Source organism: Alphaproteobacteria bacterium (assembly GCA_037200005.1).
Taxonomy (GTDB): Bacteria; Pseudomonadota; Alphaproteobacteria; order UBA9219; family RFNS01; genus JBBCGY01.
Map to the genome: position 1 here is coordinate 499,203 of JBBCGY010000002.1, position 13,685 is coordinate 512,887.

The window sequence follows — 13,685 nt, forward strand, 5'->3', positions numbered from 1 at the left end:
AACCAGCCAATTAAAAATCAGCTTTTGTCCTGCTGCCGGGCATTCGTCGCCAGGCTGCGCGATGGCTCGCATGCGGGGAGATTGTTGTTGGCGCGAGTCCATATTTGGCTTTGTCCCAGAAGCGGCGTCAGAACATAACCTCTGAGTTCAATGGCGTCCGGGCTTTGGGGACGAATTTCCGAGCTGAATTTCGTGCCGTGCCTCGGGCTGTATATCCAGCCGCCGGAGAACTTGCCGTCGGCTTCGGTAAAGCCGCCCATGAATTGCATGCCGCATAGCGGGCGGTTGCGCAATTTTGGATCGGGATTCTTGTCATCCATATCCGCGGCGGGCGCGTCATTCGGGTCTGGCTTCAGCCAATAAAATTTGCCGCACAATTCCTGTCCGCACGGATAAAGCTCGACGGCGCCGCTTTTATCTTCGGTAAGCCATACACCTTTAACCGAGGTGAACGGATCGCTTGCCGCCATTGCTGTCCCTGGACTCAAAATAGCGGCCAAAAATGCGATACGAATAATGTTTCTTGTGAACATGCAACCATAACCTCATGATAAACATGAAGAGAACCTAGCATATAATATGTTGTTGTGGCTGCAACAGTAAGGGAAAATATATCACAGCCGGTTGCTAATTAACCATGATCCTGTTAACCATCATGCTGATTCAATTGTAGCGCTGGAGTAAACGAAATGACCAATCGGGTAATTTATTGGAAGGCGATAGGGTTCAGCATTCTCGCCCTGTTGCTGACGGTAGCCTATGCGTTGCGCGTATACAGCAACAACGATCTGCGGCGCGTCATCGATGCGCGGCAGCAGCAGATCAATGCCGCCCAGCCTTTAGGTCAGCTGTATCAAGGCGTGGCGCAGTCTTTGATGGGCTATGCCATGGAACGGGATGATCGGGCTGTCCGGGATTTTCTGACCCAGGAAGGCATCGAAGTCCCGGCCGCCAAGCCTGCCGCGCCGACGCCTCAAGATAGCCCGGCCAAACCGGCTCCCACTAAATCCAAATAATGTCGATAGAGGGTAAAGCGATGAACTCGAACGAATCGTCCTGCAAATTTAATCTGGCGTCTCTTTCCGAATGCCCTGTATTGCCGATAGCGATCCTGGCTCTCGCCGTTGTCGGGTTGGCCGGGGTTCAGGTGTCCCTGGCATGGTCCGATGGCACGGTGCTGCGTCAGGTGCGCGAGAACCAGACTCAGCCTTTAGCCCAGAGCCTCGAACTGCAGGCCAAGCTTGATCGCCTTGCGGTCGGAACTTTGCAGCTTGCCGATAGCGGCAATGCCAATGCTAAAGAGCTTGTGGAACGCATGAAGCAGGCGGGTGTCACGATCAATCCCGTCAAGCCTGCCGATGGCAATGGCGGCGTTAAGCCCGCTAAATAAAGGCTGCCGACTTAAGCGGCTACCGACGATAGCGGCATCTGATGCATTGCCTGATTGAGATAGCTCTCGATATGCTGCGTCAGTTCGTCCAGATGCTCGTTGAAAAAGTGACCCGCGCCGGGCACCAGACGGTAATCGATGGTGATGCCGCGCTGATAGGACAGCTTATGCACCAGCTTGGCGACGGCGGCTTCTGGCACCAACTCATCGGCGGCCCCATGGAGCATCATACCGGAAGTAGGGCAGGGCGCCAGGAAATTGAAATCGAGCAGGTTGGCGGGCGGGGCGACCGAGATGAAGCGGTCGATTGACGGCGCATCAGCAATTGCATGCCGATCCATGAGCCGAAGGAAAATCCCGCGACCCATACGGCGCGGCAATTCGGATTGAAGCTCTGCAGCCAGTCGAGCGCCGACGCCGCATCGGCCAATTCGCCTTCGCCACGGTCATAGCTGCCCTGGCTGCGGCCTACGCCGCGAAAGTTAAACCGAACGGTCGCGAAATCGCGCTTGGCGAACGCGTTATACATCGCATAAACGACTTTGTTGTTCATCGTTCGCCATGCTGCGGATGGGGATGCAAAATCAACGCGATGGGAGCGGTCGGAGACTTGCCGGGGCTATAGCGTCCCTCGAGACGGCCTGCGGGGCCCGTAAACAGAATTTCTGGCATAAGAGCGAGTCTCCACTATTATCTAATTGAGAAACATGGAAAAATTTCCATATTCTGCTTTCTCTATATATCGCAATCCGGGCGGCAAAATTCAAGCATCTTGTATAAAACCGGAATAAATATTAACTGGCTTCTTAGAAAACACGCTTATATATTTGGAATGTAAGAACAATCCATGTTGTATAAGCATGCTATTCCGATGTTGGATTTTGCTGGATTGCATTATTAACCTATAACGATTCTTGAATTGCGATGATGATCGCTGATGATTAAGGCGTCGTGATGGCGGGCAGCAGGGCATGATTGATCTCGATTATAATGCGACGGCGCCGGTTTAAACCCGCCGTGCGCGAGGCCATGAGCGCCGCGCTGGAACTCGGGGGAAATGCCTCCTCGGTTCATGGATTGGGCCGCAAGGCCCGCGCCGCCGTGGAAGAAGCCCGCGAACGGGTCGCGGCTATGGTGAAGATCAAGCCTGCCCACGTCTTTTTTACCGGCGGCGGCACCGAGGCCAATAATTGGGCGGTGAGGGGGTGGCAAGGGCAGGTTCTGGCCTCCGCCATCGAGCATGATTCAGTGCTGGCGTCAGTGCCAGGCCCCTATATCCCCGTTACTGGCGACGGGATCGTGAATCTCGAAGCCCTAGAACAGATGCTTGCCGCGTCGGCGGCCCCGGCGCTGGTTTCGGTCATGCTGGTCAATAATGAAACCGGCGTCATTCAACCGATCCGCGAGGTGGCCGATATAGCCCGCCGCCATCGCGCCACCGTCCATTGCGACGCCGTGCAGGCCGCCGGAAAAATCCCGCTGGATTTTTACGATCTCGGCGTGGATATGCTGAGCCTTTCCGCCCATAAATTCGGCGGGCCGCAAGGGGTTGGCGCTTTGGTGCTGGCGGATAAAATACCGCTGGAGCCGCTGTTGCGGGGCGGCGGGCAGGAGAAACGCCGCCGGGCGGGGACGGAAAACGTCGCCGGGATCGTCGGTTTCGGAACGGCGGCGGCGCTGGTACCGGAAGAGTTGGCGCGGCAGGGTCAGCTGCGCGCCTGGCGCGACGCGCTTGAGGAAGGCATAAGAAATTATGCTCCCGACGCGATCATCGCGGGCGGCAAAGCCGAAAGGGTCGCCAACACGGCCTGCGTCATCATGCCGGGCATGAAGGGGGAGACCCAGGTCATGGGTTTCGATCTCGCGGGACTGGCGGTCAGCAGCGGCTCGGCCTGTTCCAGCGGGAAAGTCGCCTCATCCCATGTGCTAAAGGCCATGGGTTATGATATTATGCAGTCCGGCTCCGCCATGCGGCTTTCGCTGGGTTGGGGCAGCCGCGCGGAAGATGTCGACGCGGCAATAGAAAACTGGCAGAAGTTACACCGTCGCGCGCGCGGGCAGGCAGCATGAAAGATCGCGATAAGCATAAAACGACAAGAATAAGGGGAGCGCATGAGCAATAAGATCATCGGCATCATCGAAGCCAAGGACATGATGAGCACCGATATCGTGTGCTGGTTCTGCCAAAAGCAGCTGTCGCCGCGCGCCCTGTTCTGCAACCATTGCGGCGCGATCCAGCCGGTGCGGCCGCTGGACCATTTCGCGCGCCTCGGCATCGAGCGGCGCATCGATATCGACCAGACCACGCTCGACCGGCAATTCGCGGGCATGCAGAAAACCCTCAGCCCCGACCGTTTCGCCATCCGCACCGCGACCGAGCGCACCTATGCCGCCAAGCAGCTCGAAGCCCTCACGGCGGCCTATGAAGTTTTGCGCGATCCGGTGAAGCGCGGACGCTATTGGCTGACGATGCATAACAAGGAGTTCGAGGACGCCCAGGCCACCATCGCCATCGTCCAGGAAATGCGCCTGCAATGCGAGCAGGCCGGCTCCGCGCCCGAGATCGACCGCGTGGCGCATAAGGCCACGCAGGCGTTCGAGGAAGGCATCACCCGCCTCATGCAGTCGCTGCGCCAGCAGAACTGGCAAGGCGCGAACGAAACCCTGCTCGAACTCGACGGCATGGAAAACATCCTCTCCGAAGCCCGCCAAAAGCGGCGGGATATGGAGAAGAGGTAGGGTTAGGTCGGCGTCGGGACTTGAATGACCCGAACGCCTGTTTCCTGAAGAAAAGACAGGCTTTGAAAGGGTGGCTTCTGCTCCCTTACGGAAAAAATCACTGTGCCGATCTGATACTGGGCGATCAGTTTTGCGCAAGACATTCTGTTGGGATCGCTGCGGCGGAAACAAGGCTCATGCGTGGATATGAGAATGCCGCCTTCGCATGCGACAGCTTTCTTGGCCGCTTCGCGGAACAATAGCTCTTCGGCGTGGCCGAGACCGTGATCGGCTCCGCTATAGGTTCCATGGCATCCGCCGCCTTTATCGATAAGAATGGCGCCGACGGCTAAAGCGCCCTCCCGAGTCAGCAGATGTTTGGGAGTCCGCGACGCGAGCTCGAACGCGCAGCTTATCAATTGAGCCGCGATGCTGTCCGTAACGCCTTCCATGGCTTGCCGAACAAGATCAGGCGGAACAATGATTGGCATTGGCTGCTCCATTTGAGACACCGCTATAAATGACTACGCCGCCTTGCTTTTCTCCTCCAGCCACGCTCCGAAATCCGCTTTCCGCCCGCGCGGTGTAGGCTTTCTTGCGCTCGCGGCCGCCGGGGCCGGTGGTGATCGGCGGGAATAATCCGAAATTGACGTTCATCGGCTGGAAAGTTTCGGCGCTGGCCGCGCCGGTGATATGCGCCAATAGCGCGCCCATCGCGGTCGTGCGCGGCGGAGGCTGCATCGTCTGCCCAAGCCGCGCCGCCGCTGCGAACCGTCCCACGAGAATCCCGATCGCGCCGGATTCGACATAGCCCTCGACGCCGGTGATCTGCCCCGCGAAGCGGATATTGGGTTTCGCCTTGAGCCGCAATTCGCCGTCGAGCAAACGCGGGCTGTTGATGAAGGTGTTGCGATGCAGCCCGCCGAGGCGCGCGAATTCGGCGTTTTCCAGGCCGGGGATCATCTTGAAGATGCGCGTCTGCTCGGCATATTTCAACTTGGTCTGGAAGCCGACCATATTGTAGAGCGTGCCGAGCGCGTTATCCTGCCGCAGCTGCATCACGGCGTAAGGCCGCCGGCTGGTATGCGGATCGGTGAGGCCGACCGGCTTCATCGGGCCGTAGCGCAGCGTATCCGCGCCGCGCTCGGCCATCACTTCGATGGGCAGGCAGCCCTCGAAATAGGGCGTGCTCTTTTCCCATTCCTTGAAGTCGGTTTTTTCTCCCGCCAGCAGCGCCGCGATGAAAGCCAGATATTGCTCCTTGTCCATCGCGCAATTGATGTAGTCGCTGCGGTGCCGCCGGGGCCGACTTTGTCGTAGCGCGACTGCATCCACGCCTTGCTCATATCGATGCTCTCGCGATAGAGGATCGGCGCGATGGCGTCGAAGAAGGCGAGCGACTCCTCGCCGGTCAGTGCGCGGATCGATTCCGCTAGCGCCGTGCCGGTCAGCGGCCCGGTGGCGATGATCGTCTGATCCCATTCGGGCAGCGCCGCGATTTCCTCCCGCGCCACGGTCAGCAGCGGATGCGCGGTCAGCTTCGCGGTGACGGCCTCGGCGAAACCTTCGCGATCGACAGCCAGCGCGCCGCCAGCCGGAACCTGATGGCCCGCCGCCGTCTCCATGAGGATCGAGCCGCAGCGGCGCATTTCGTCATGCAGCAGCCCGACGGCGTTATAGTCCGCGTCGTCGGAACGGAAGGAATTGGAGCAGACCAGCTCGGCGAATTGATCGGTCTGATGCGCGTCGGTCTTCACGACCGGGCGCATTTCATGCAGCACGACGGGAATGCCGGACTGAAGTAGCTGCCACGCCGCTTCGCTGCCCGCCATGCCCGCGCCGATGATGTGGACGGGAGTCATTACTCCTTCGCGTCCGCCGCGACCTGCATCTTGACGATCTTGGTGGGCTCGCTGACGGTGCCGTTATTCCAGGTTTCGCCCCGCTTGATGAGGTCGAGGAATTCCATGCCGCCGATCACTTGTCCGAAAACCGTATATTGGCCGTCGAGATGCGGCGCCTCGTCGAGGCAGATGAAGAACTGGCTGTCCGCCGAGTCCGGATCGGCGGCGCGCGCCATTGAGACCGTGCCGCGAAGATGCGGGGCCTTGGAGAATTCGGCTTTCAGCTTTTGTCCCGAGCCGCCCGCGCCGGTGCCCGTCGGATCGCCGGTCTGGGCCATGAATCCTTCGATCACGCGATGAAAGCCGAGGCCGTCGTAGAAACCTTGCCGCGTCAGCTCTTTGATGCGGGCGACATGCTTCGGCGCAAGATCGGGGCGCAATTGGATGATGATGCGTCCGGGCTTAAGGTCGAGATAGATCGTGTTCTCTTTGTCGGTAATCACGGGCTGCGCCTTTTCCTTATCCATGTCGCTCTTATCCTTGTCTGCCGCTAGAAGAGAAGCCGGTTGTAATAGCATCAAAGCGGCGGCGATGCCCAGCAGGGTTTTGAAAGCTTTGTTCATGATGTCTTCTCCATGGTTAGCAGATATTCGATCATGCCGGTTATCCCCGGGCTGTCGGGCGGCGTGATGGACGAGTACCAATCGATCAGCTGTCCCTGGGGACCGATCAGGTATTTGTGGAAATTCCATTTCGGGCTGCCGATAAATCCGGCCCAGGTATTCGCCCATTGATAGAACGGATGAGCCTGCCTGCCTAGCACATGATATTTAGCGGTCAGCGGAAAATCGACTCCGAAATTGCGGGTGCAGAATTCGTCGATAGTTTTGGCGTCGCCCGGCTCCTGCTTGCCGAAATCATTGCAAGGCACGCCCAGCACCATCAGTCCGCGGCCTCTATAATTGAGCCATAACTGCTGCAAAGCCGCGTATTGCTTCGTGAAACCGCATTGCGACGCCGTGTTGACGATCAATATGGGCCGGCCCTGCCAAGCCGAAAGCGGCAACGGCACCCCATGCAGCGCATCGAACATAAAGTCATAGGCCATGGTCATGAGAGCCTCGTTATTGATGCACGACTTCGCGGTTGTTGTTGCCCAGCGTGCTCAAGGCATCGGTCTGCACGCCGCCCAGATTACGCAGATAAACCGATAACATAAAAGATGTTCCTGAATTGAGGTCCGGGCGGCTGATTTGATCTTTGCTGCCGCTCAGACTGATTGTCGCGCATTCGTCCTGATAGGCGAGCGCCATGCCGGTGGTGCGCGGGCCGGGATCGGTCTTGAGCGCCCGTCTTTGATAGGTGGTGAATGTCCAATAGCGCGTGAAATTCGAGGAGAAGCCGTAAGTGAGTTCCGCGATGGTGCTGCCGATCTGACCGGCGGTGTCGCTATCCACGGACAGATAATTGACGAAGGGGCGAAGCCACGGCTCGCCGGCGAAGAGATTGGCTTCGCTGCGGCGCGGCTGGAAGGTTTCCTCGTTAAGCTGGAAGCCGTAATTGGCGCCGAACCATGGCGCGGGCTGGACATCGATCTGCCCCACGTAATCCGACAGCTTTTCGCGCAGGCCCGACGACGGCAGGAAATTGTCGTCGCGATTAAGGCGATAACTTTCGCCCAGCATGATTTCGTAGCGCCCGCCGTTATCGCCGTAAGCGGCGGTGCGGACGCCATAAGTGGCGCGCACGCCGGTCTCGAAACGGTCGAGGCCCGAATAGCGGTTGGCCGCGAACAGGTTAGTTTCGTCGAATTCGACGTTCTGACTGTCTTCGTTGGCGATATGGGAATCGATGGAACGGCGCGGCGATGCCGTAATCGAGACAATCGGCTCGATGACCTGCTGCCAATGCTCGCCCTGCCGCGCCAGCGGGTAGCTGAACATCATGCTGCCGAGAGGGAACAGCCGATAGGCATAGCTGTCGCGGAAGTGATTGGCCGGGTCGTCCGGGTCTTGCACGCGGTTGGACCAGAACAGGTCGCTATAGACTTTGCCCGAAAAAGTGGAAACCAGGCCGAAATCGGAAATCATGCGGCGCTCCCATCCCCCGGACAGCGAGGCGCGGCGTGAATCGGGGCCGCGCTTCACGGGAGAGACGATGCTATCGTCGCGGGTCAGGGAGACTCCGCTGGCGTTGATTTCCCAGCGCCCGCCCAGAGTTTTGCCGGGGGGCGCCCAACGCGGAATATTGGGCGCGCAGGGGTCACCGGCTCGATCTGGCGTTCGCCGGGGCGCAAATCCTGGAAATAATAGAGATCGGTTGTCGAGATAGTTCCGTCCGCCGAACCGCTCCAGATAGGCGCGATTTTCCAGAACGTCGGTGGTCGGAATGCGATAGCGATAGAGATAGCTTTTGTCGGACGTAAATCCGATGTTGGCTCCGGCGCGGTAACTGGGGCCGATATCGAAACGAACGTCACCGAACAAATGACCGCGAAGCTGATTTTTTTCAAGCGTATCTTGATCGTTGATCCGGTCGGCGACCACGGCGCTGCCGTTGAATTTCATTTGGCCGTGCGCGAAACGCTCCCGGTATTCTCCGGCGAACTGGAAGCCATCCTTGTCGCTGATGGTGGGGGCGAGGGTCATGTCCTTATCGGGCGCGAGGTCGATATAATAAGGCGCGGTGACATAAGCGCCCAGATTGCTGTTCTTTCCCACGACGGGAGTCAGAAAACCGGTCTTGCGCTTCACGGTCGGATCGGGGTGGGAGAAGTAAGGCGAGAAGAGAACCGGCACCCCGCCGAACTCCAGCGAAGCGTCGCGGTAGATGATCCGTTTGCTTTCATTGTCGTGCGTGACGCGCGCGGCGCGCAATTGCCAGAATGGAGGCTTTGTCGGGTCTTCTTTGCAAAGATCGCAAGCGGAGTAAGTCGCGCGGCGCAGGATGATGTAGCGTCCGTCCACCCGCTCGCCTTCCTGCGCGGCGAAGCGGGAATTGTCGGCGAGCAGGATGCGGAGCTGGTTGACGAATCCTTGTTTCAGGTCGCTCGTTACCTCGGCCCGGTCGGCGAAGCTGACATGGCCGTTTTCTTCGAGAATGGCGACATTGCCTTCGGCGCTGACGATATTGCGCTGCTGGTCGTAGACGACCTTGTCGGCACGCAGCAGGCGCTCGCCCTGGCTGATCTCCACCTTGCCGAGCGCGGTGGCCATTTTGGTTTTCTGATCGTAGGTGACCCGGTCGGCATTCAGCAGAACCGGGTCTTTACTCAAATGCATTTCCTGCGCCCTCGCATGATTTGCATGGTAAGCGCAGAAAAATGGCAGGAGAAAGGCCAGGAGGGCGGCGAGTCGCTTCATGGCCGTAAACTGCCAGACCGCAATCACCCCGTAAAGGGATGAAAAGATTGGGGTCTTGGGCTTATTTCCCCGGCGTTAGAACCCCCGGCGTCAGGTCGCCGAAGGCGGGACGGTCGAGAGGCGCTGGGCGCATGGGAGCCTGGGCGGCTTTCCGGGCTATATATTGAGCTATATTGAGGAATTCGATATTGGTTGTATCGGGCGCGTTATCATAGGCAAAACCAGCGGCTTTTTTGGGCGACGCCACGCGCATGCTCATATCCTGTTTCCAGAAGAACGGTTGCCACGGCCAGCATAGGTTTGGCGAAAAGCTGCCTCTGCCGCCCATTGGCGGAACATATGTTAACAAGCAAATCTTTACTGTATCGAATAATGTCTACATCACCTTCGCGAATATAGCGCTGCAAACGATCAAGGGCTTCGATCGCGCCCGTACGGTTGGGTTCTTGATATGCCTGCTCTGCGGCCTTAATAGCATGTTGGAACACATCCGCGACGGTTTCCGGTTTCGTGCTCTCGGCGGCGGCGCTTCTGAAGCCTGAATCTAAATCGCCCTGAAATTCGCTCATGATAATATTTCCTTTGGGTTTAATATGCTTCGCCGATCATAACCCATGATTGCGCATGCGTGAATAGCCGAAATACTTTCATGTTTTGCCCGCTTTGCCGCGATGCCAGAGATGTGTTAACCAGAAGTGATTCAGGTAAAATCGTGCGGGAACCGACCATGCCTTTTCTTATTCTTCTTTTGCTTCTTTCCTTTGCCCGATTCCGGCCATGGCCGCCCCCGCGTTCGAGAGCGAGGCGGAGCAGGCGGTGCTGATCGACGCCACGACCGGCACGGTGCTTTTCGATAAAAAAGCCAACGAGCGGATGCCGACGTCGTCGATGAGCAAGATCATGACGATGTATCTGGTGTTCGACGCTATCAAGCAGGGCAAGCTGAAGCTGGACGAGATGGTGCCGGTCAGCGAGCATGCCTGGAAGATGGAAGGCTCGCGCATGTTCATCGATGTCGGCACGCAGGTGAAGGTCGAGGATTTGATCCGGGGCGTGGCGATCCAGTCCGGCAATGACGCTTCGGTGGCTTTGGCCGAGGCGGTCGGCGGCACCGAGGAGTCCTTCGCCAACCGCATGAACGAAACCGCCGCCAAGCTCGGCCTGACGAATAGTCATTTCGTCAATGCGACCGGCCTGCCTGATCCGCAGCATTATTCCACGCCGGACGATCTGGCGAAATTGTCGCTGGCCCTGATGCGGGATTTTCCCGAAGATTACCGCTATTTCGGCGAACATGAATTCACCTATAACAAAATTAAGCAAGGCAACCGCAATCCGCTGCTCTACCGCAATATCGGCGTCGATGGCGTCAAGACCGGCCATGCGGAAGATGCGGGCTACGGCATGATCGCCTCCGCCGTCCGGGACGGCAGGCGGCTGGTGCTGGTGGTGAACGGCCTATCGGACATGCAGGCGCGGGCCGATGAATCGGCGCGGCTGCTGGAATACGGATTCCACGAGTTCAGCACTTACGCCATCGCCAAGGCCGGGCAAAAGCTGGCAAGCGCTAAAACCTGGCTGGGCGAAAGCGCCGAGGTTTCCGTGGTCGCCGCACAGGATATCGCGATGACGCTGCCGGTTTCCGCGCGCGGCGGATTGCATGCCGCCATCGAATATCAGCAGCCTGTTACAGCGCCCATCGCCAAAGGCCAAAAACTCGGCAAGCTTATCGTGACCGTGCCGGGGAGTCCCGCCGTCGAAACGCCGCTCATTGCCGGTGAAAGTGTGGCCAGGAAGGGGTTCTTCGCCTCGCTGGCCGCCAAACTCAGCTTGCTGCTAGGCGGCAAGCAGACGTGACGCGCGGGCGCTTCATCACTCTCGAAGGCGGGGAGGGGGCCGGGAAGTCCACGCAAGCCCGGCTTCTGGCCGAAAGGCTGGCGGCGGCGGGCCTGAAGACCCATGTCACCCGCGAAGTCGGCGGATCGCCTTCCGCCGAAGATATCCGCAAGCTATGGCTTGCCGATCGCGACGAGGAATGGGACGCGCTGACCGAGCTTTTGCTCATTTTCGCCGCGCGGCGCGAGCACCTAACCAAGACCATATGGCCGAAGCTCGATGCCGGGACGTGGGTGATTTCGGATCGCTTCGTCGGCTCGACGATTGTCTATCAAGGCATCGTGATGGGACTGGGCCGCGACAAGGTGGAAACGCTCTATCGTATGGTGGCGGAGGATTTCCAGTCCGACTTGACCCTACTGCTCGATGTTCCGGTCGCGGCGGCGCGCGAAAGAATCTCGGCGCGCAATCTCGATCGCTATGAACGCCAGCCGGACGAATTTCACGAAAAGCTGCGCCAGGGCTATTTGCGGCTCGCGGCGGAAAATCCGGCGGCGTGGCGGGTGATTGACGCGTCGCAGCCTGCCGAGAATGTAAGCGAGCAAATCTGGCGGGCGGCAAGTCCTTAAACCGGCGTCGGAGGCTGCTGCTTTGCCCGCTTGCGCCCGAATAAGGTCATGACATCCGGTACGATATAGGTCAGGGCGGAAATGATTTTCGGAACGTCACGGGTAAACAGAGCTCCACCCGCATAAGGGATATTGGAAAGATTGTAGCATATGCCGGCGCTGCGCACCGGATTTTTTGTTACGTAATTCGTCATGCGCGCCGCGGCTTTTCTGAATTGTCCCGTGACGGCAGAAGGGGAAGCTTCGTTCGCGTCGGTTCCTCGCTCAGGCACGAATTTGAACGCTGCCGCCGTCAGGCACAAGAGTCCCGCCGGAATCTCTGTCCAATGACCGCTTGTCGTTCCCGAGGCAATCATGCCGATATAAGATGGCATTCTGCCCAGGGCAAATGTTTCCCATGGATAGGCCTGGGGATTGAGGGCGCGCCGCGCGGGCGAAATGTCGGCGTCCTGGGCATCGGTGTAATTTTCCGTCTGTCCTGCCTTGATCTTGGGATCGCCGTAGAGAAAAAGGCAGACCGAAGTCGCCGCAAAACCTATGGATGACAGCACGCCTGCTATGCTGCCGTTTTGGTATGACGAAATGCCGTAAAAACATCGGCCGCGAAGGAGGTCAGGCCCGTAAATTTGCTCGGATATACATTTGTTAGGGCCGTCTTCATTCCTTGCTGGACGATTGAGCGCGCTATATCCTGTGTGCTGTTCACGGCTTGCCGCGAAACTTCACGCGCCGTGCGGCGGAAACCATGGTAAATATCGGATATCGCCATTGAATATAGCCTTGCTGCTGTATGCTATCTGTATATATGGTCAAAGAATGAACCGACTATCGTTTTTTTACTTTCAGACGCCAGAAGACCGGAATTCCGATGAATGAAGCCCTTTCCGAGGCCCATGGCAACCCCCGACTCATAGGCCATGAAGACGCGATTGCGGCCTTCATGCAGGCCGCGGCGTCGCGCCTGCATCATGCTTGGCTGATTCACGGGACGGAGGGAATCGGCAAGGCCAGTTTCGCGTTTCACTGCGCGAATTACCTGCTGTCGGAGGGACGGCAAAAAATTGGCGCTCTGGACGTGCAGGAGCGCAATTACCGGCTGATTGCCGGCGGCGCGCATCCGGATTTAAAGGTTCTGGAAAGGCCCGTCGACCCCAAGACCGGCGTGATGAAGGAAGAAATTCCCATCGATCAGGTTCGCGACCTGACGGCGTTCTTTCAGCTGACGTCCAGCCATGGCGGCTGGCGCATCGCCATCGTCAAGCGCGCCGACGCGCTGAATCGCAACGCCGCCAACGCGCTGCTGAAAATTCTCGAGGAGCCGCCGCCGCGCAGCCTGATCCTCATGACCGCCGTGACGCCGGGCAAGCTGTTGCCCACCATCCGCTCGCGCTGCCGCCCCTTGCGGTTGTCGCCGCTCGATGACGCGCAGATGAACGAGGTGCTGGGCGACCGCCTTGCCGAATGCTCCGGCGATGACGCGAAGATTCTCCATCGCATGGCGCAGGGAAGCCCGGGCCGTGCGCTCGATATTCTGGCCCATGACGGTTTGGAGATTTACCGCGATTTTCTGAACCTGCTGCAAACCTCGCCCAGGGAGAGGAACGCGGCGCTGCTGCGTTTCACGGGCAGCGGCAAGGTCGAGCGCGAACGGTTCAATCTTATCGCCCGGTTCTGCGAAGATTGGCTGGTGCGCCTGCGGCATATGGCGGCGACCGGCGAAGCGCAGGAAATCATTCCGGGCGAGGGGCAGCTGATGCGGCGCATGGCCGTCAAGCCTCTTGCCGTCTGGTTCGATGTCGCGGAGAATTGCGGCCAGCAATTCGCGCTGGCGCAAACCGCCAGCCTTGATCGCCGCCTTATCATGCTGAATAATTTGCAGCAAATTCTCGCTGCTGCCGCTTAGAAA

The 13,685-nt window shown here is 58.7% G+C and carries 15 protein-coding genes and 2 pseudogenes; 7 read left to right on the top strand and 10 right to left on the bottom strand.

Annotation, left to right across the window (positions count from 1 at the left end):
* Window positions 1-17: 17 nt before the first annotated feature.
* Window positions 18-470: a DUF2147 domain-containing protein gene (locus tag WDO70_12275; GenBank protein ID MEJ0063931.1), complete on the bottom strand. Its 453-nt coding sequence runs from the start codon at window positions 468-470 to the stop codon at window positions 18-20.
* Between the two features lie 219 nt (window positions 471-689).
* Here WDO70_12275 and WDO70_12280 point away from each other — a divergent pair, with 219 nt between their 5' ends.
* Entirely contained in the window at window positions 690-1,016 is a 327-nt protein-coding gene (locus WDO70_12280) for a hypothetical protein (protein MEJ0063932.1), read from the top strand.
* 20 nt (window positions 1,017-1,036) lie between these two features.
* The gene (locus WDO70_12285; protein MEJ0063933.1) at window positions 1,037-1,390 is read left to right on the top strand and encodes a hypothetical protein; all 354 of its coding nucleotides are present in this window, start codon (window positions 1,037-1,039) and stop codon (window positions 1,388-1,390) included.
* An 11-nt stretch (window positions 1,391-1,401) separates the two neighbouring features.
* Here the strand turns inward: WDO70_12285 and WDO70_12290 are convergent.
* Window positions 1,402-2,062: pseudogene (locus tag WDO70_12290) on the bottom strand (alpha/beta hydrolase).
* Window positions 2,063-2,365: 303 nt separating this feature from the next.
* On the opposite strand from WDO70_12290, the gene WDO70_12295 reads away from it, so the two are divergent.
* Entirely contained in the window at window positions 2,366-3,460 is a 1,095-nt protein-coding gene (locus tag WDO70_12295) for a cysteine desulfurase family protein (protein MEJ0063934.1), read from the top strand.
* 42 nt (window positions 3,461-3,502) lie between these two features.
* Window positions 3,503-4,129, top strand: a complete 627-nt coding sequence (gene hscB, locus WDO70_12300; GenBank protein ID MEJ0063935.1) for a Fe-S protein assembly co-chaperone HscB — start codon at window positions 3,503-3,505, stop codon at window positions 4,127-4,129.
* A gap of 2 nt (window positions 4,130-4,131) precedes the next feature.
* On the opposite strand, the gene WDO70_12305 is transcribed toward hscB, so the two are convergent.
* The 6 genes and pseudogenes from WDO70_12305 to WDO70_12330 all read right to left on the bottom strand — a co-directional run bounded on the left by WDO70_12305 (window position 4,132) and on the right by WDO70_12330 (window position 9,883).
* Entirely contained in the window at window positions 4,132-4,599 is a 468-nt protein-coding gene (locus tag WDO70_12305; GenBank protein ID MEJ0063936.1) for a hypothetical protein, read from the bottom strand.
* Window positions 4,577-5,970, bottom strand: a pseudogene (gene trmFO, locus WDO70_12310) (methylenetetrahydrofolate--tRNA-(uracil(54)-C(5))-methyltransferase (FADH(2)-oxidizing) TrmFO). Before trmFO ends, WDO70_12305 begins: the two are co-directional and overlap by 23 nt.
* The gene (locus WDO70_12315; protein ID MEJ0063937.1) at window positions 5,970-6,479 is read right to left on the bottom strand and encodes a peptidylprolyl isomerase; all 510 of its coding nucleotides are present in this window, start codon (window positions 6,477-6,479) and stop codon (window positions 5,970-5,972) included. Before WDO70_12315 ends, trmFO begins: the two are co-directional and overlap by 1 nt.
* A gap of 92 nt (window positions 6,480-6,571) precedes the next feature.
* Window positions 6,572-7,066 carry a glutathione peroxidase gene (locus WDO70_12320; GenBank protein ID MEJ0063938.1) on the bottom strand — a complete coding sequence of 165 codons (495 nt, stop codon included), beginning with the start codon at window positions 7,064-7,066 and terminating at the stop codon, window positions 6,572-6,574.
* 10 nt (window positions 7,067-7,076) lie between these two features.
* The gene (lptD, locus tag WDO70_12325; GenBank protein ID MEJ0063939.1) at window positions 7,077-9,227 is read right to left on the bottom strand and encodes an LPS assembly protein LptD; all 2,151 of its coding nucleotides are present in this window, start codon (window positions 9,225-9,227) and stop codon (window positions 7,077-7,079) included.
* Between the two features lie 296 nt (window positions 9,228-9,523).
* A complete protein-coding gene (locus WDO70_12330) occupies window positions 9,524-9,883 on the bottom strand; it encodes a hypothetical protein (GenBank protein MEJ0063940.1) in 360 nt (119 codons plus the stop codon).
* Window positions 9,884-10,091: 208 nt separating this feature from the next.
* On the opposite strand from WDO70_12330, the gene WDO70_12335 reads away from it, so the two are divergent.
* Both WDO70_12335 and tmk read left to right on the top strand, forming a co-directional pair.
* The gene (locus WDO70_12335) at window positions 10,092-11,171 is read left to right on the top strand and encodes a D-alanyl-D-alanine carboxypeptidase family protein (GenBank protein ID MEJ0063941.1); all 1,080 of its coding nucleotides are present in this window, start codon (window positions 10,092-10,094) and stop codon (window positions 11,169-11,171) included.
* Window positions 11,168-11,779, top strand: coding sequence for a dTMP kinase (gene tmk / locus WDO70_12340; GenBank protein MEJ0063942.1), 612 nt, complete (start codon window positions 11,168-11,170; stop codon window positions 11,777-11,779). Before WDO70_12335 ends, tmk begins: the two co-directional genes overlap by 4 nt.
* On the opposite strand, the gene WDO70_12345 is transcribed toward tmk, so the two are convergent.
* On the bottom strand, window positions 11,776-12,330 hold the full coding sequence (locus tag WDO70_12345; protein ID MEJ0063943.1) for a hypothetical protein: 555 nt from the start codon (window positions 12,328-12,330) through the stop codon (window positions 11,776-11,778). The two genes, tmk and WDO70_12345, sit on opposite strands and share 4 nt — an antisense overlap.
* A gap of 5 nt (window positions 12,331-12,335) precedes the next feature.
* Complete coding sequence (locus WDO70_12350) at window positions 12,336-12,548, bottom strand: hypothetical protein (GenBank protein MEJ0063944.1); 213 nt, start codon at window positions 12,546-12,548, stop codon at window positions 12,336-12,338.
* Between the two features lie 99 nt (window positions 12,549-12,647).
* Between WDO70_12350 and WDO70_12355 the strand changes: the two genes are divergently transcribed.
* Complete coding sequence (locus tag WDO70_12355) at window positions 12,648-13,682, top strand: DNA polymerase III subunit delta' (GenBank protein MEJ0063945.1); 1,035 nt, start codon at window positions 12,648-12,650, stop codon at window positions 13,680-13,682.
* Window positions 13,683-13,685 lie beyond the last annotated feature (3 nt).